The organism is Arthrobacter crusticola, assembly GCF_004357995.1.
Lineage (GTDB): Bacteria > Actinomycetota > Actinomycetes > Actinomycetales > Micrococcaceae > Arthrobacter_D > Arthrobacter_D crusticola.
The window spans coordinates 342,721-358,988 of the sequence record NZ_SMTK01000005.1 but is presented as its reverse complement, the minus strand read 5'-3'; the positions used below and the strand labels follow the sequence as shown (position 1 = coordinate 358,988).

Here is a 16,268-nt window from a genome sequence, read left to right as displayed (position 1 = left end):
ATTTCAGAATCGGGCACGGCCGGACGGCTGGCGGGGCTGACGAGCTGGGACGCCGACTGGCGGGGGCTGCGGGTCGTCGTCGCCGGCATCGGCGCCTCGGGTTTCTCCGCCGCCGACACCCTCGTGGAGCTCGGCGCGGCCGTCGTCGTCGTCGACGGCTCCGACTCGGAGGACAACCGGGCCAAGGCCGACACGCTGCGGATCGTCGGCGTCCGCGAGGTCCTCCTCGGCGCCGACTCCACCACCGGCATCCCGCCGGTCGACGGGCAGGCGCCCGAGCTGATCATCGCCTCGCCCGGATGGAGCCCGGCCCAGCCCCTGCTGGCCGCCGCGGCCGACGCCGGTATCCCCATCTGGGGCGACGTCGAGCTGGCCTGGCGGGTGCGCATCCGCGAGGGCCGGCCAACGGCCGAATGGCTCACCATCACCGGCACGAACGGCAAGACGACCACGGTCGGGCTGACCGAGTCAATGCTGCTGGCCGCCGGCAAGCGCGCCGTGGCCGCCGGGAACGTGGGCACACCCATCCTCGATGTGATCCGCGACCCGCAGGGGTTCGACTTCCTCGCCGTGGAGCTCTCCAGCTTTCAGCTCCACTGGAGCGAGTCGATCTCGGCGCTGGCCAGCGTGTGCCTCAATATCGCCGAGGACCACGTCGACTGGCACGGCAGCTACGAGGCCTACGCCGCGGCGAAGGCCAAGATCTACGATCGCACCCGGATCGCCTGCATTTACAACGCCGAACAGCACGAGACCGAGGTGATGGTCGAGGAAGCCGAGGTGATCGAAGGCTGCCGGGCGGTCGGCTTCACCACCGGCACGCCCGCGGTGAGCATGATGGGCGTCGTCGAGGACCTCCTCGTTGACCGGGCCTTCATCGAACAGCGCAGGGACTCGGCCGCCGAACTGGCGTCGGTCCGTGAACTCGGGGACGTCGTGCCGCGCCACCTTGTGGCGAACGCGCTGGCGGCCGCCGCCCTGGTGCGGGCCGCGGGCATCTCTCCGGCAGCCGTCCGGGAGGGGATCCGCACCTACTCCCCGGGTGCGCACCGCATCGAGGCCATCGCCTCCGCCGGGGGCGTGCTCTGGATCAACGACTCCAAGGCCACCAATCCGCACGCAGCCTCGGCCTCCCTGGCCGCCTTCACCTCGGTGGTCTGGATCGCCGGGGGCCTCTCCAAGGGCGTCGCCTACGACGACCTCGTCCGCACCCACGCCGCCCGCCTGCGGGCCGTGGTCCTGATCGGGACCGGCAGCACGGCACTGCAGGAGGCACTGCACCGACACGCTCCCGATGTGCCCATCATCAGCTGGCACACCAGTCACACTGGAAACGGACACCCTGAGGGCGGGGGAGAGGGTGCACAGGTGATGGAATGGGCGGTCTCCGAGGCGGCCCGCCTCGCCGGGGAGGGCGACACCGTTCTGCTCGCACCGGCCGCCGCCTCAATGGATCAGTTCTCCTCATACGCCCACCGGGGTGATGCCTTTGCCACGGCGGTTCGAGCGCTGGTGGAGGGGCAGGCACCAACCGCGAAGGAGCTCTAGATGGTTACCACCCCCACCCGGCACCCCGGGCGCAGGCCTGCGGCTGCCCGCACCGCCGGCGCAGCGGCCGGGCGTGCCGCCGGTGCGCCCAGGGCCACCACCCCCGCCGTCCCCGCGCCTCCGGCACCGCGCCGCGGCATCAGGGCAGCAGCGGCACGGGGCTGGCGCTTCCTCGAGGGAACCGACCGCAGGCCCAGCGGCTCCAGCTACTACCTGATTCTCGGCGCTGCCCTCGCCCTGACGGCCATCGGCTTGCTCATGGTGCTCTCGGCGTCCTCTGTCGAGGCGATCTCCGAGGGCAAGGAGGAATTCGACCTCTTCCTGAAGCAGGCGGTGTGGGCCGGTGCCGGCGTGGTGCTGATGTTCATCCTCTCCCGCGTCGGACCGCGGCTCTACAAGGCCCTGGCCTGGCCCGGGCTGGGCGTGGCGGTGGTGCTGCTGATCCTCGTGCTGGTCATCGGGGTCAGCATCAACGGCAATAAGAACTGGATCATGATCGGCAACCAGTCCTTCCAGCCCTCCGAGCCGGCCAAACTTGCGCTGGCCCTGTGGTTCGCCACGGTCCTCGAGCGCAAGAAGGGACTGATCCGGGACTGGAAGCACGCCCTGATTCCCGCCCTGCCCCTGGGCGGGCTGCCCATCGGCCTGGTGCTGCTAGGCGGCGACCTCGGCACCGGGATGATCCTCATGATGATCGCCGCCGCGGCCCTGTTCTTCGCCGGGGCACCGCTGAAGATGTTCCTCCTCGCCGGCGTCGGCGCAGCGCTCGTCGGAACTCTCATGGTGGCCACCAGTGCCAACCGCGGCGGGCGCATCAGCGCCTGGCTGCGGCTGAACTGCGAGGACGGCGCGGACCTGTGCCTGCAGTCCGACAACGGCCTGTTCGCCATGGCCTCGGGCGGATGGTTCGGGGTGGGCATCGGCCAGAGCCGCCAGAAATGGAACTGGATCCCCGAGGCGCACAACGACTTCATCTTCGCCATCATCGGTGAGGAGTTCGGCCTCGTCGGCGCCATCGTCGTCGTGGCCCTGTTCGGAATCCTCGCGGTGGCCACCATCCAGGTCGCCATGCGCTACAGCGACCCGTTCGTGCGTATCCTGATGGGGTCCATCCTGGTGTGGCTGATCGGCCAGGCCTTCGTCAACGTCGGCATGGTGACCGGCCTGCTGCCGGTGATCGGCGTCCCCCTGCCCTTCATCTCCTACGGCGGGTCGGCGCTGACCTTCACCCTCGCCGCGGTGGGCGTCCTGCTCTCCTTCGCCCGGCGGATGCCCGCGACCTTCATCAAGACCGAAAGCGAAACCGCAGCGTCATGACCCCCCCGACACCCGTGTCCGTCGTCCTGGCCGGCGGCGGCACCGCCGGCCACATCAGCCCCCTGCTGGCCATCGCCGACGCCATCACCGACCTCGCCCCCGGTACCCGGATCACCGCCGTCGGGACCGAGTCCGGCATGGAGACCCGGCTCGTGCCGGCCGCCGGCTACGACCTGGAGACCATCGATCGGGTGCCGCTGCCAAGACGGCCCTCCACCGACCTGCTCAAGCTGCCCTACCGCCTGGCCGGGGCCATCCGGCAGGCGCTGCGCATCCTCGACACGGTCCGGCCCTCGGTGGTCGTCGGGGTTGGCGGCTACGTCGCCGCGCCGCTGTACCTGGCGGCATTCCTGCGGCGCGTGCCGCTGGTGATCCACGAGGCCAATGCCCGCCCGGGCATCGCCAACCGGCTGGGCGCCCGCATCGCCGGGACCGTCGCCGTGGCGTTCCGGGACACCCGGCTGCCCAAGGCCCAGTGGGTGGGCATGCCCATGCGCCGCGCCATCGCCGGACTGGACCGGGCAACCGCACGCGAGTCCGCCCGGCGGGCACTGGGGCTCGACCCGGCACGCCCGACGCTCATCATCACCGGCGGCTCCTCCGGGGCCCTGAGCATCAACCGCGCCGCCGCCGCGGCCGCCCCCGGCCTGTGCGCCGAGGGGATCCAGATCCTCCACATCACTGGCCGCGGCAAGACGATCACCGCCTCAGACGGCTCCCCGCTCACGCTGCCGGGCTACCACCAGCTCGAGTACGTCGACGACATGGAGGCCGTGTACGCCGCCGCCGACCTGCTCGTGGCCCGGGCAGGTGCCGCCACCGTCTGCGAGATCAGCGCCGTGGGGCTGCCCTCGATCCTCGTTCCCCTCGCCCACGGCAACGGCGAGCAGGCCCTGAACGCCGCAGCCCTCACCGCCGACGGGGGAGCGGTGCTGATTTCCGATGCCGACCTCACACCGGCGCGGCTGAGCTCGGAGGTCCTCACCCTCCTGAAGGAACCCGCGGCCCTTGACCGGATGGCCCGTGCCGCCGCGGCGCAGGGTATTCGCGATGCTGACCGGACCATGGCCCGGCTCGTCCTCGACGCGGCAGGAGCCTCATCATGACCGGCATCACCCAGGAATCCGTCCCGGAGCGGCGGCCGGCCGGCCCCACCGCCGGGCGTGTCCACTTCATCGGCCTCGGCGGCGCCGGCATGTCGGCCGTCGCCCGGGTCCTGCTCGGCCAGGGCATCCCCGTCTCCGGCTCGGACGCAGCGGACTCCAAGTCCCTGAGGTCCCTGGCCGCCCTCGGCGCCGAGGTCCACGTCGGCCACCGGGCCGAGAACGTCGCCGGCGCCAGCCAGGTGGTCATCTCCTCGGCCATCCGGCCCGACAACCCCGAACTGCTCGAGGCCCGCCACCGCGGCATCACCATCCAGCACCGCTCCGAGGCCCTCGCTGCGGCCATGGCCGGCCAGCGGGTCATCGCCGTCGCCGGAACCCACGGAAAGACCACGACGACGGCGATGATCACCGTCCTGCTGCAGGCGGCCGGGCGCGAGCCCTCCTTCGCCATCGGCGGCGACGTCGCGGCCCTGGGCGTCAACGCCCGCTGGTCCGGCGGGGACGTGTTCGTTGCGGAAGCCGACGAATCGGATGGCTCGTTCCTGAACTACAGCCCGCAGATCGCCGTGGTGACCAACGTCGAAGCGGACCACCTCGACCACTACGGCACGGCGGCCGCCGTCACGGCGGTCTTCGAACAGTTCGTCGGCCTCCTGCCCGAGGACGGCGTGCTCATTGCCTGCGCCGACGATCCCGGAGCGGCCGCCCTGGCCGCCGCTGCCGCCGCGACCCGCCGGGTGCGCACGTACGGGTACTCGCCGACCGCCGACATTCAGTTGGGCTCCACCCGTGCGCTGGGCAGCACCTCCAACAGTGTGCTCTCCTTCGCCGTCGACGGCCTCGACGCCCAGCAGGAGCTCCAGCTGAGCGTGCCGGGGACCCACAACATCCTCAACGCCGCGGCGGCGTTCGCCGTCGGCCTCGAGCTCGGCGTGGACCCCGCGGTCGCCGCGGAGGGCCTCGCCTCGTTCTCCGGGGCGGCCCGGCGCTTCGAGGCCCGCGGCGGGGGCGCGGGGGTGAGGGTCTTCGACGACTACGCCCACCACCCCACGGAGGTTGCCGCGGCCCTGGCCGCCGCCCGTACCGTCGCCGCCGGGCATGCGGTGCACGTGCTGTTCCAGCCCCACCTTTTCTCCCGCACGCGCGAGTTCGCCGACGGGTTCGCCGCCGCCCTGGACACGGCGGACTCGGCGACGCTGCTGCCCATCTACCCCGCCCGCGAGGACCCGATCCCGGGGATCACCAGCGACCTGATCGCCGGGAAGCTCACCCGGCCCGGGGGATACATCCAGGATCAGCAGGCCGCCGTCCGCGAGGTGGCCGCCCGCGCCTCCGCCGGCGACATCATCCTCACCGTCGGCGCCGGAGACGTCACGCACCTGGCCTCCGGGCTGGTCGAGGCCCTCCGCGCCCGGGAAGGCACCGGAACGGCGGACGATGACGCCTAAGAAGCCAACAGGTCCGGCCGTCGCTGGAACCGGTGCCGCCGGCGGTGCGCGGGCCAACTCGGGCAAGGTCTCCGTGCTGCCCCGGGAGGACGCGGAGCCGGTCGGAGCGACAGTCCTTGAATTTCCGGAACCCCCGGCCCGGCGCCGGCGGCGGGTGCTGCTGTGGAGCCTCCTGGCCGGAGTCCTGGTGGTGGGCGGCCTGCTCGCGTATCTGATCTTCTCTCCGGCCCTGGCGCTGAAGCACCTGCGGGTCGAGGGCAACACGCTGGTCTCCACCGAGGAGGTGACCGCGGCGCTCGAGCCGCTCAAGGGCACCTCGCTCACCCGGCTCCCGGACGGGAAGGTCGAAGGCCTCCTGCGGGACAAGGCGCCCATCGAGGAGGTGCGCGTGGCGGCCGAGCCGCCATCAACCCTCGTGGTCACCATCCGCGAACGGGTGCCGGTGGCCATCGTGCAGAAGGACAAGCAGTTCATCCTGATCGACTCGGAGGGCCGGCAGCTGAAGACCGTGGCGGACCGGGCGGCGGTGAAGCTTCCGCTGATCGACGGCGGCACGGAGGCGGTCAATTCGGAGGTCTTCCGCTCGATCACCGCGGTGCTGGCCGACCTGCCCCCCGACATCCTGTCCCGCCTCAACCACGCCTCCGCCCGAAGCGTGGACTCGGTTTCGCTTTCGCTGACCGGCAACCAGAAGATCTTTTGGGGGAGCGCGGAACGCAACACCGCGAAGGCGAAGGTCCTCTCGGCCCTGCTGAAGGTCCCGGCATCGGATCCACCGGTGAAGGAATTCGACGTCAGCACCCCCGACCGTCCGGTGACCCGGTGAGCGGGATTTGAAAGAAACAAGGCGACACGCGGCACCGGTCATTGCAGAACACTCCCGGTGCCCATAGCGTCTCAGATAGAAGTTACTTGACATAACATTAACCCTCAACCTGAGAGTTAACGTTATGCCGAGTGAAGGTTGAAGCCGGTTCCGGCCGGGTGTAACCCCAGACAACAGCGCACAGATTCGAACAAGGGACACAGGACGTGGCAGCACCGCAGAATTACTTGGCCGTCATCAAGGTCGTCGGCATCGGCGGGGGCGGCGTAAACGCCATCAACCGGATGATCGAGGTGGGACTCCGTGGGGTGGAGTTCATCGCCATCAACACCGACGCGCAGGCGCTGCTGATGAGCGACGCCGACGTGAAGCTCGACGTCGGACGGGAACTGACGCGCGGGCTCGGCGCCGGCGCGGACCCGGAGGTCGGCCGCAGGGCGGCCGAGGACCACTCCGAGGAGATCGAAGAGGTGCTGCGCGGGGCCGACATGGTCTTCGTCACCGCCGGTGAGGGCGGTGGCACGGGCACCGGCGGTGCGCCCGTCGTGGCCCGCATCGCCCGGTCGCTCGGCGCGCTGACCATCGGCGTCGTCACCCGGCCGTTCACCTTCGAGGGCCGCCGCCGGTCCAACCAGGCCGAGTCGGGTATCGACACCCTGCGCGACGAGGTCGACACCCTCATCGTCATTCCGAACGACCGCCTGCTCTCGATCAGCGACCGCAATGTGTCGATGCTCGATGCGTTCCGTTCCGCCGACCAGGTGCTCCTTTCCGGTGTGCAGGGCATCACCGACCTGATCACCACCCCCGGCCTGATCAACCTCGACTTCGCCGACGTCAAGTCGGTCATGCAGGGTGCGGGCTCGGCCCTCATGGGCATCGGCTCCGCGCGCGGCGAGGACCGTGCCGTGAAGGCCGCCGAACTCGCGATCGCCTCGCCGCTGCTTGAGGCCTCGATCGACGGCGCGCACGGCGTGCTGCTGTCCATCCAGGGCGGCTCCGACCTCGGCCTCTTCGAGATCAACGAGGCGGCCCGGCTGGTGCAGGAGGTCGCCCACCCGGAGGCCAATATCATCTTCGGTGCGGTGATCGACGACGCCCTCGGCGACGAGGCCCGCGTCACCGTGATCGCCGCCGGCTTCGACCAGGTCGATGCGACCTCGCAGCCTGCAGTACCTGCGGTCAAGCCCGCTGCGGCCCCCACGGTCGGCGGCGACACCGCCCGTGCCGCCGCGCCGGCCTCCGCGGGCCTGGGCGCGTGGTCCCAGCAGCGCTTCGCCCAGTCCAACGCGGTGCCCGCCGATGCCGGCTTCGACGTCGACCTGCCCGCCGTGGTGGAGCCTGACCTCTCCTCGGGCCGCTCGGACGACCTCGACGTGCCCGACTTCCTGAAGTAACCGGGATCTCCTGCGGATGTTCTTCTGGCAAGGCGGCGTGCAGCCCGGGCTGCACGCCGCCTTCACCGATTCCGCTGCCGGCAACCTCGCACTCAACCTCGGGCGGCCCTCGGCGGCGGCCGGTAACCGGGCACGGGTGGAGGCGGCGATGGGCGTGGCACCCGGTTCCCTGCGGTTCATGACCCAGGTGCACTCGAGTACTGTGGCCGAGGTGCCGGCCGGCTCCGCCGATTGGAGCCCGCCGGAGGCCGACGCCCTGCTCAGTCCGGACGGGAGCCAGGCGCTGGCAGTCCTCGTGGCGGACTGCGTTCCCATTGTCCTGGCCGACCGCTCCGGCCCGGCGACCGCCGTCGTCCATGCCGGACGCAGGGGCGTGCTGACCGGCATCGTGCCCAACGCCGTGGCGGGCCTGCGCGCCCACGGTGCCCGGGAGCTCACCGCCTGGATCGGTCCGTCGGTGTGCGGGCGGTGCTACGAGGTGCCGGCCGAGATGAGGGACGAAGTTGCCGCCGCCGTCCCGGCCTCCTACGCCCAGACGCGGCAGGGCACCCCGGCGCTCGACCTGCCGGCCGCGGTGCGGCAGCAGCTGCGCGAGGCGGGCGTCGACGTGGCGGCGGTGCCGTCGGGATCCTCGGCGTGCACGCTCGAGAACCCCCGGCTGTTCTCCCACCGCAGGGAACCCGGTGCCGGCCGGCTCGCCGGCCTGGTCTGGCGCACGTGAGCGGCACGGACGGGGCGGCGGACGCGGGCGCGCGCCGGCAGGAACTTGCCGTGCGGCTGGGCGCGGTACGGGCGCGGATCTCGGCGGCCTGCGCCGCCGCGGGACGGACCGACGCGCCGGGGCTGATTGTGGTGACGAAGTTCTTCCCGGCCGCGGACGTGCGGCTGCTCTCCGGCCTCGGTGTGCGGGACGTGGGCGAGAACCGGGACCAGGAGGCCGCCGCAAAGGCCGCCGAGACCGCCGACCTTGACCTGCGCTGGCACTTCATCGGTCAGCTGCAAAGCAACAAGGCCCGCTCGGTGCTCCGCTATGCCGCCGCGGTGCACTCCGTGGACCGGCCCTCGGTGGCGGAGGCCCTGGCGAAGGCCGCGGGCACCGAGGCCGAACGCCGCTCCGGCGCCGGCCTTCCCCAGAGGTCCGCGCTGCTCTGCTTCATCCAGGTCAGCCTCGACCCTGATGCCCGCGCCGGCGGACGGGGAGGGGCCGCGCCATCGGAGGTCCCCGAGATCGCCGCCCGGCTCGCAGGGGTGCAGGGGCTGCACCTCGAGGGCGTCATGGCGGTGGCACCGCTGGGCGCCGACCCGCTGCCGGCCTTCCAGCGCCTGGCCGGCATCTCCGCGGACCTGCGGGCGGACCACCCCGGCGCCTCGGCCATCTCGGCCGGCATGAGCGGGGACCTGGAGGCCGCCATCCAGGCGGGCGCGACACACCTCCGGGTTGGCTCAGATGTGCTCGGTCCCCGCCCGCCGGTGCGGTAGCGTCTGCACCGGGACGGCAGTGAGACCCGCAGGGCGCGGTTTCGGCACCGGGACGAAGCGAAGTATCCACTCTCTCAATGACAGGAGTTACCATGGCTGGCGCACTGCGCAAGACAATGATTTACCTTGGGCTCGCCGATGGTGACGAGCACTACGAGCCCGAGGCGAAGAGCGCCCACAGCAGGAACGAGGATTACGCAGTGGATTATGACCGTGACGAACGCCGTCCCGAACCCGCACCCGTCCCACGAAGCGTCCCCAGCGAGGAGTACCGGGCCCCGGTGACACCGATCAAGCGCGTGCAGTCGACCCGTGACGACTCCGCCCTGCGGCAGATCACCACCGTCCACCCCCGCTCCTACAACGATGCGAAGCTGATCGGCGAGAGTTTCCGCGACGGCATCCCCGTCATCATGAACGTCACCGACATGGGCGAATCCGATGCCAAGCGCCTCGTCGACTTCTCCGCGGGACTGGTCTTCGGACTGCACGGAAGCATCGAAAGGGTCACCAATAAGGTGTTCCTGCTCTCGCCGTCGTATATTGAAGTTCTGGGTGAGGACCAGAAGGCCAGCGAAGCTCAGACCAGCTTCTTCAACCAGAGCTGAAGCCGGCCGGCTGTCCGTGCCTGCCGACCCCGATAAGGCCCTAAGGACTGGAACCGCTCCGTGAGTTTGGTATTTGCCCTGATTTACCTCGTTCTGATGTTGTTCCAGCTTGCGCTGATCATCAGGATTATTTACGACGCCGTCCAGATTTTCGCCCGAAGCTGGCGTCCCCAGAAAATCGCGCTGGTCGTTGCCTCCGGTATTTATGCAGTGACCGATCCGCCGATCAAAGCTTTGCGTCGCGTGATTCCGCCGCTGCGAATTGGGGGAGTTTCCCTTGACCTGGCTTTTCTTGTGTTGTTTTTCGCCGTGGTGATCCTGATGGGTGTGTCCCAGGGTTTCGCCACGGCATAGACCCGGTTTAGTTTTCGAGTCCCAATAGATATAAGCTGAATTCCACTCTGATGTGAATTCAGTTATTCACGTCCACAATTCGGTACCGCAGGCAGGTCCGCCCCCGGGCAGGCAGGTCTTTAACACTACGAGGTGACCAGATGGCCCTGACGCCAGAAGATGTTGTCAATAAGAGGTTCCAGCCGACGAAGTTCCGCGAGGGCTACGACCAGGACGAGGTGGATGACTTCCTCGACGAGATCGTCGTCGAACTGCGCCGTCTGAACCAGGAGAACGAGGAGCTGCGCCGCCGGCTCTCCGACGCTCCCGCCGGCACCGCCTCGACCGGGACGGTCCCCGCCCCGGTTGCCGCCAGCACCAAGACCGAAGAGGTCCGCGAGGAGGAGAAGCGGCCCGAGCCAGCAAAGCCGGAGCCCCGCGTCGAGACCGCCTCGCCCGCCGCCGTTCCCGCGGCTGCCAGCGCCGAGTCCGCCGCCGGCGTCCTCGCCATGGCCCAGAAGCTTCACGACGAGTACGTCAACGCAGGCGTCGAGCAGCGCGACAAGATCATCGCCGAAGCCCAGATCGAGGCCAGCAGCCTCGTCAACGACGCCCAGGACAAGAGCCGCAAGGTCCTCGGCGCCCTCGAGCAGCAGAAGAGCGTGCTGGAACGCAAGGTCGAGCAGCTCCGCAGCTTCGAGCGCGACTACCGTTCACGCCTCAAGGCCTACATCGAGGGCCAGCTGCGCGACCTCGACTCCCGCGGATCGGTGGCCTCGGAGACGGCCGACGCCTAAGCCCTTCGGGCGCGCCGCGCGGAGGTGCCGGCAGGGCACCGCAGCGCAGTACCGGATTGAGGCCGGCCCCGGAAAAGGGGCCGGCCTTTGCCGTACCCTTGAGGAGTCGTCCCACGACAGTCCGATCCACCAGTTCCATACCTCTGCCGTTGTGCGGAAGCGTATGCACCCGGCACGAAAGCGTTATGAGCGAGAATCCACCGGCAGAGCGAACCCCCGCGGAAACGAAACGGACCGACGGCCCCGGCCACAGCAAGCGCGTCCGGGCCCGGTACGCCGTCCTGCTTCTGGTCTGCACGCTCGCCGCCTACGTTTTTGACCAGGTCACCAAGGCCTGGGTGGTCTCCACCATGACCGAAGGCTCGATCACACCGGTGCTGCCCCCGCTGCTGAACTGGCACTTCATCCGGAACCCCGGCGCGGCCTTCTCGATCGGCACCAACGTCACCTGGATCTTCACCATCGTCCAGGCCCTTGTCTCCCTGGCCATCCTGACCCAGATCCGCAAGGTCGCCTCGTGGGGCTGGGCCGCCGCCCTGGGGCTCGTGCTCGGCGGGGCGCTGGGCAACCTCACCGACCGTCTCTTCCGTGAACCGTCCTTCGGGCAGGGGCACGTCGTCGACTTCATCGCCCTGCCCAACTTCGCGATCTTCAACATCGCCGACTCCGCCGTCGTCAGCGGCGTCATCCTGGTGTGCCTGATGACCCTGCGCGGCATCGGCATGGATGGGCGGCGCAGCAGCGACGGCGGTGCCGGGGAAAGCGCCGCCGGAACCGGCCCTGACACGCCCCGGCCGGACGGCAACCCCTCGTGAGCGGGACCTCCGACGTGGGCACCCCCACCGCCTTCACCGTGCCCGAGGACCTCGGCGGGTCCCGCACCGACGCCGCCCTGGCGCAGCTGGCCGGGGTCTCCCGGTCGGTGGCCGCCGCCTGGTGCGCCGACGGCAGGGTCAGCCGCGGCGGCACGGTCCTGGCCAAGGCCGACCGCGTGCAGGCCGGCACCGACCTGCTCGTGGTGGTCCCCGATGCCGCCGACCCGCTGCGGGTGATCCCCGAGGCCGTCGAAGGCATGGGCATCCTCATCGACGACGAGGACTTCGTGGTCATCGACAAGCCCGTCGGCGTCGCCGCCCACCCCTCCCCGGGCTGGGTGGGCCCCACCGTGGTGGGCGCCCTGGCCGCGGCCGGCTACCGGATCTCCACCTCCGGAGCCCCCGAACGGGCCGGCATCGTGCACCGGCTCGACGTCGGCACCTCCGGGGCCATGGTCGTCGCCAAGACGGAACGGGCCTACACGGCCCTGAAGCGGGCCTTCAAGGAGCGCACGGTCGATAAGGTGTACCACGCCGTCGTGCAGGGCCTGCCCGACCCGCTCGAGGGAACCATCGACGCGCCCATCGGGCGCCACCCGGCCCACGACTGGCGGTTCGCCGTGCTTGAGGACGGGCGGCCCTCGGTCACCCACTACGAGGTCCTCGAGGCCTTCGGCCGGGCCAGCCTCGTCGAGGTGCACCTCGAGACCGGCCGCACCCACCAGATCCGCGTCCACTTCTCGGCGCTGCGCCACCCTTGCGTGGGCGATCTCACCTACGGCGCCGACCCGCGGCTCGCGGCGGAGCTGGGCCTGACCCGGCAGTGGCTGCACGCCCACCGCCTGGGCTTCGAGAATCCGCGCACCGGCGAGCCGGTTCGAGCCGTGAGTCCCTATCCGCTGGACCTCGAGTACGCCCTGGGCGCCCTGTCCGGGGACCGCGCCTAACACGCCTGCGGGTGCGGGGGTGGGGCCCGGGGACGCAGGGGCGGGCCTAGAATGGTCGAGTGGTTTCAACAGCAGCGTCCCGCGAGTCCTTCGTCCACCTTCACAATCACACCGAGTACTCCATGCTCGACGGGGCCGCGAAGCTGACCGACCTCTTCAGCCACACCGAAGAGCTCGGCATGAACGCGCTGGCCACCACCGACCACGGGTTCGTGTTCGGGGCCTTCGACTTCTGGAGCAAGGCCCGCAGCGCCGGCATCAAACCGATCATCGGGGTGGAGGCGTACCTGACCCCCGGCACCGCCCGCTCGGACCGCACCCGCGTCCAGTGGGGCGGGGGAGGCCGCGACGACGTCTCCGGCGCCGGCGCCTACACCCACATGACCCTCTGGTCGGAGTCCACCGAGGGCATGCACAACCTGTTCCGGATGTCCTCGCTGGCCTCCCTCGAGGGCTACCTCTACAAGCCCCGCATGGACCGGGACCTGCTGCAGACCTACGGCAAGGGCCTGATCGCCAGCACCGGCTGCCCCTCGGGCGAGGTGCAGACCAAGCTGCGGCTGGGGCTCTACCAGGAGGCAAAGCAGGCGGCCTCGGACTTCCGCGACATCTTCGGCGCCGAAAACTACTTTTGCGAGCTGATGGACCACGGGCTCGACATCGAACGCAACGTCCAGGCCGACCTGATCAAGCTGGCCCGCGAACTGGGCCTGCCGCTGGTCGCCACCAACGACCTTCACTACACCCACGCCGAGGACTCCAAGGCCCACGCGGCCCTGCTGTGCGTCCAGTCGGGCTCGACCCTGGCCGACCCCAAGCGCTTCAAGTTCGACGCCGACGAGTTCTACCTCAAATCGCCCGCCGAGATGCGCGCCATCTTCCGCGACTACCCCGAGGCCTGCGACAACACGCTGCTCATTGCCGAGCGCTGCGACGTCGAATTCAACACCAAGGCCAACTACATGCCCCGGTTCCCGGTGCCCGAAGGGGAGAACGAGCAGTCCTGGTTCGTCAAGGAGGTCGAGACCGGCCTGGCCTACCGCTACCCCGACGGCGTACCCGACGACGTACGCAAGCAGGCCGAGTTCGAGGTCGGCGTCATCACCCAGATGGGCTTCCCCGGGTACTTCCTCGTGGTGGCCGACTTCATCAACTGGGCCAAGAACAACGGCATCCGGGTGGGCCCGGGCCGCGGCTCCGGCGCCGGCTCCATGGTGGCCTACGCCATGCGCATCACCGACCTCGACCCGCTCAAGCACGGGCTGATCTTCGAGCGCTTCCTGAATCCCGAGCGCGTCTCCATGCCCGACTTCGACGTCGACTTCGATGATCGGCGCCGCTCCGAGGTGATCCGCTACGTCACCGAGAAGTACGGCGACGAGCGCGTCGCCATGATCGTCACCTACGGCACCATCAAGGCCAAGCAGGCACTGAAGGACTCCTCGCGCGTCATGGGCTACCCGTTCTCCACGGGGGAGCGGCTCACCAAGGCCATGCCGCCGGACGTCATGGGCAAGGGCCTGGCCCTGGCCGACGTGCACAACAAGGACGCCAAGCGCTACTCCGAGGCCGACGAGCTGCGCGAACTGCTCAAGACCGACCCCGACTCGGCCAAGGTGTTCGAGACGGCGCTGGGCCTCGAGGGGCTGAAGCGCCAGTGGGGCGTCCACGCCGCCGGCGTCATCATGTCCTCGGACCCGCTGATCGACATCATCCCGATTATGCGCCGGGACCAGGACGGCCAGATCATCACCCAGTTCGACTACCCCACCTGCGAGGGGCTCGGACTGATCAAGATGGACTTCCTGGGGCTGCGCAACCTCACGATCATCACCGACGCCGTGGAGAACATCACGGCGAACAAGGGCACCGACCTGGTGCTCGAGGACCTCGAGCTCGACGACAAGGCCTCCTACGAGCTGCTGGCCCGGGGCGACACCCTGGGCGTGTTCCAGCTCGACGGCGGGCCCATGCGTTCGCTGCTCAAGCTCATGCGCCCCGACAACTTCGAAGACATCTCCGCGGTGCTCGCGCTCTACCGCCCAGGACCGATGGGCGTGAACTCCCACACGAACTACGCCCTGCGCAAGAACGGGCTTCAGGAGATCGAGCCGATCCACCCCGAGCTCGAAGGCCCGCTCGAGGAGATCCTGGGCGGCACCTACGGCCTGATCGTCTACCAGGAGCAGGTGATGTCCGCGGCCCAGAAGCTCGCGAACTTCACCCTCGGCCAGGCGGACATGCTCCGGCGCGCCATGGGCAAGAAGAAGAAGTCGGAGCTGGACAAGCAGCAGGCCGACTTCTTCGCCGGCATGAAGGAAAACGGCTACTCCCAGGCCGCCATGGACAAGCTGTGGACCGTCCTCGAATCCTTCTCGGACTACGCGTTCAACAAGGCCCACACCGCCGCGTACGGGCTGATCTCCTACTGGACGGCCTACCTCAAGGCGCACTACCCGGCCGAATACATGGCCGCCCTGCTCACCAGCGTCGGCGACGACAAGGACAAGCTGGCCATCTACCTCAACGAGTGCCGCAGGATGGGCATCACGGTCCTCCCGCCGGACGTCAACGAGTCGAGCGTTAACTTCACCCCGGTCGGCAACGACATCCGCTTCGGCATGGGCGCCATCCGCAACGTCGGCGCGAACGTCGTCGGGGCGATGGTCACCGCCCGCGAGGAGAAGGGCGACTTCACCTCCTTCAGCGACTTCCTGCAGAAGGTCCCCGCCGTCGTCTGCAATAAACGCACCATCGAATCCCTCATCAAGGCCGGGGCCTTCGACTCGCTCAAACACCCCCGCCGGGCGCTGGCGATGATCCACGAGGAGGCCGTCGACTCGGTCATCGTGCTCAAGCGCAACGAGGCCGCGAACCAGTTCGACCTGTTCAGCGCCTTCGACGACCCCGGCGCCGGCAGCAGCCTGTCCGTTGAGGTGCCGGACCTGCCTGAATGGGAGAAGAAGGACAAGCTCTCCTTCGAACGCGACATGCTCGGCCTCTACGTCTCGGACCACCCGCTGCAGGGCCTCGAGGGGATCCTCAGCCAGCACGCCGACCTGACGATTCCCTCGGTGATCAGCGACGAGGGCCCGGCCGACGGCGCCATTGTCACCATCGCGGGCATGATCACCTCCCTGCAGCGGCGGATCGCCAAGAACAGCGGCAACGCCTACGCGCGGGCGGAGATCGAGGACCTCGCCGGGTCGATGGAGGTCATGTTCTTCGGCCAGGTGTACGGGCCGATCTCGGGCGTGCTCGCCGAGGACCTCATCGTCGTGGTGCGCGGCCGGCTGCAGCGGCGGGACGACGGCGCGGTGATGCTGAACGCACAGGAACTCACTGTGCCCGACCTCAGCGAGGGCCACTCCGGGCCCGTCGTCATCTCGATGGCCCAGCACAAGGCCACCGAGGCGGCGGTGACGGCCCTCGGCGAGGTGCTGCGCACCCATCCGGGCACCAGCGAGGTGCAGATCCGGCTTAACGGCAACCGCAAGGTCGAGGTGATGAAGCTCGGAGTGGACCTGCGGGTGAACCCCACCCCGTCACTGTTCGGGGACCTGAAGGTGCTGCTCGGCCCCGCCTGCCTCGACGCTTGAGCCTGCCGGCCGCTTGAGGCTGCCGGCTGCCTGATCCGGCCGCCGGGC

At 69.6% G+C, this 16,268-nt stretch carries 14 protein-coding genes; all 14 read left to right on the top strand.

The genetic code is table 11. The features are described 5' to 3' along the window. The 14 genes from murD to dnaE all read left to right on the top strand — a co-directional run bounded on the left by murD (position 1) and on the right by dnaE (position 16,220). A complete protein-coding gene (murD, locus tag E2F48_RS15625) occupies positions 1–1,548 on the top strand; it encodes a UDP-N-acetylmuramoyl-L-alanine--D-glutamate ligase (protein WP_133404938.1) in 1,548 nt (515 codons plus the stop codon). After that, positions 1,549–2,865 (top strand): putative lipid II flippase FtsW, encoded by a 1,317-nt coding sequence (gene ftsW, locus E2F48_RS15620; protein WP_133404863.1) that lies wholly within the window; start codon positions 1,549–1,551, stop codon positions 2,863–2,865. Continuing rightward, positions 2,862–3,971: an undecaprenyldiphospho-muramoylpentapeptide beta-N-acetylglucosaminyltransferase gene (murG, locus tag E2F48_RS15615; RefSeq protein WP_133404862.1), complete on the top strand. Its 1,110-nt coding sequence runs from the start codon at positions 2,862–2,864 to the stop codon at positions 3,969–3,971. The genes ftsW and murG overlap by 4 nt, the downstream gene beginning before the upstream one ends. Beyond that, positions 3,968–5,419: a UDP-N-acetylmuramate--L-alanine ligase gene (gene murC, locus E2F48_RS15610; RefSeq protein WP_133404861.1), complete on the top strand. Its 1,452-nt coding sequence runs from the start codon at positions 3,968–3,970 to the stop codon at positions 5,417–5,419. The genes murG and murC overlap by 4 nt, the downstream gene beginning before the upstream one ends. Further along, complete coding sequence (locus E2F48_RS15605; protein WP_133404860.1) at positions 5,409–6,245, top strand: cell division protein FtsQ/DivIB; 837 nt, start codon at positions 5,409–5,411, stop codon at positions 6,243–6,245. The genes murC and E2F48_RS15605 overlap by 11 nt, the downstream gene beginning before the upstream one ends. 206 nt (positions 6,246–6,451) lie before the next feature. Further along, positions 6,452–7,642, top strand: coding sequence for a cell division protein FtsZ (gene ftsZ, locus E2F48_RS15600; RefSeq protein WP_133404859.1), 1,191 nt, complete (start codon positions 6,452–6,454; stop codon positions 7,640–7,642). 16 nt (positions 7,643–7,658) lie between these two features. Continuing rightward, a complete protein-coding gene (pgeF, locus tag E2F48_RS15595; protein WP_133404858.1) occupies positions 7,659–8,363 on the top strand; it encodes a peptidoglycan editing factor PgeF in 705 nt (234 codons plus the stop codon). Beyond that, positions 8,351–9,121, top strand: a complete 771-nt coding sequence (locus tag E2F48_RS15590) for a YggS family pyridoxal phosphate-dependent enzyme (protein WP_133404937.1) — start codon at positions 8,351–8,353, stop codon at positions 9,119–9,121. The genes pgeF and E2F48_RS15590 overlap by 13 nt, the downstream gene beginning before the upstream one ends. 92 nt (positions 9,122–9,213) lie before the next feature. Further along, a complete protein-coding gene (locus tag E2F48_RS15585) occupies positions 9,214–9,729 on the top strand; it encodes a cell division protein SepF (RefSeq protein WP_120169685.1) in 516 nt (171 codons plus the stop codon). A gap of 60 nt (positions 9,730–9,789) precedes the next feature. Next, positions 9,790–10,083, top strand: coding sequence for a YggT family protein (locus E2F48_RS15580; protein WP_133404857.1), 294 nt, complete (start codon positions 9,790–9,792; stop codon positions 10,081–10,083). Between the two features lie 140 nt (positions 10,084–10,223). Further along, a complete protein-coding gene (locus E2F48_RS15575; protein WP_133404856.1) occupies positions 10,224–10,859 on the top strand; it encodes a DivIVA domain-containing protein in 636 nt (211 codons plus the stop codon). Between the two features lie 185 nt (positions 10,860–11,044). Next, positions 11,045–11,674 carry a signal peptidase II gene (gene lspA, locus E2F48_RS15570; protein ID WP_133404855.1) on the top strand — a complete coding sequence of 210 codons (630 nt, stop codon included), beginning with the start codon at positions 11,045–11,047 and terminating at the stop codon, positions 11,672–11,674. Next, complete coding sequence (locus E2F48_RS15565) at positions 11,671–12,621, top strand: RluA family pseudouridine synthase (RefSeq protein WP_246019108.1); 951 nt, start codon at positions 11,671–11,673, stop codon at positions 12,619–12,621. The genes lspA and E2F48_RS15565 overlap by 4 nt, the downstream gene beginning before the upstream one ends. Before the next feature lie 59 nt (positions 12,622–12,680). Beyond that, on the top strand, positions 12,681–16,220 hold the full coding sequence (gene dnaE / locus E2F48_RS15560) for a DNA polymerase III subunit alpha (protein ID WP_281274824.1): 3,540 nt from the start codon (positions 12,681–12,683) through the stop codon (positions 16,218–16,220). The last annotated feature ends 48 nt before the right edge of the window (positions 16,221–16,268 follow it).

Bases quoted from the DNA above. Each gene is read 5' to 3' on its own strand.
- E2F48_RS15575 (WP_133404856.1), top strand. From the start codon at position 10,224: ATGGCCCTGACGCCAGAAGATGTTGTCAATAAGAGGTTCCAGCCGACG.
- murC (WP_133404861.1), top strand. From the start codon at position 3,968: ATGACCGGCATCACCCAGGAATCCGTCCCGGAGCGGCGGCCGGCCGGC.
- lspA (WP_133404855.1), top strand. From the start codon at position 11,045: ATGAGCGAGAATCCACCGGCAGAGCGAACCCCCGCGGAAACGAAACGG.
- E2F48_RS15605 (WP_133404860.1), top strand. From the start codon at position 5,409: ATGACGCCTAAGAAGCCAACAGGTCCGGCCGTCGCTGGAACCGGTGCC.
- ftsW (WP_133404863.1), top strand. From the start codon at position 1,549: ATGGTTACCACCCCCACCCGGCACCCCGGGCGCAGGCCTGCGGCTGCC.
- E2F48_RS15585 (WP_120169685.1), top strand. From the start codon at position 9,214: ATGGCTGGCGCACTGCGCAAGACAATGATTTACCTTGGGCTCGCCGAT.
- pgeF (WP_133404858.1), top strand. From the start codon at position 7,659: ATGTTCTTCTGGCAAGGCGGCGTGCAGCCCGGGCTGCACGCCGCCTTC.
- murG (WP_133404862.1), top strand. From the start codon at position 2,862: ATGACCCCCCCGACACCCGTGTCCGTCGTCCTGGCCGGCGGCGGCACC.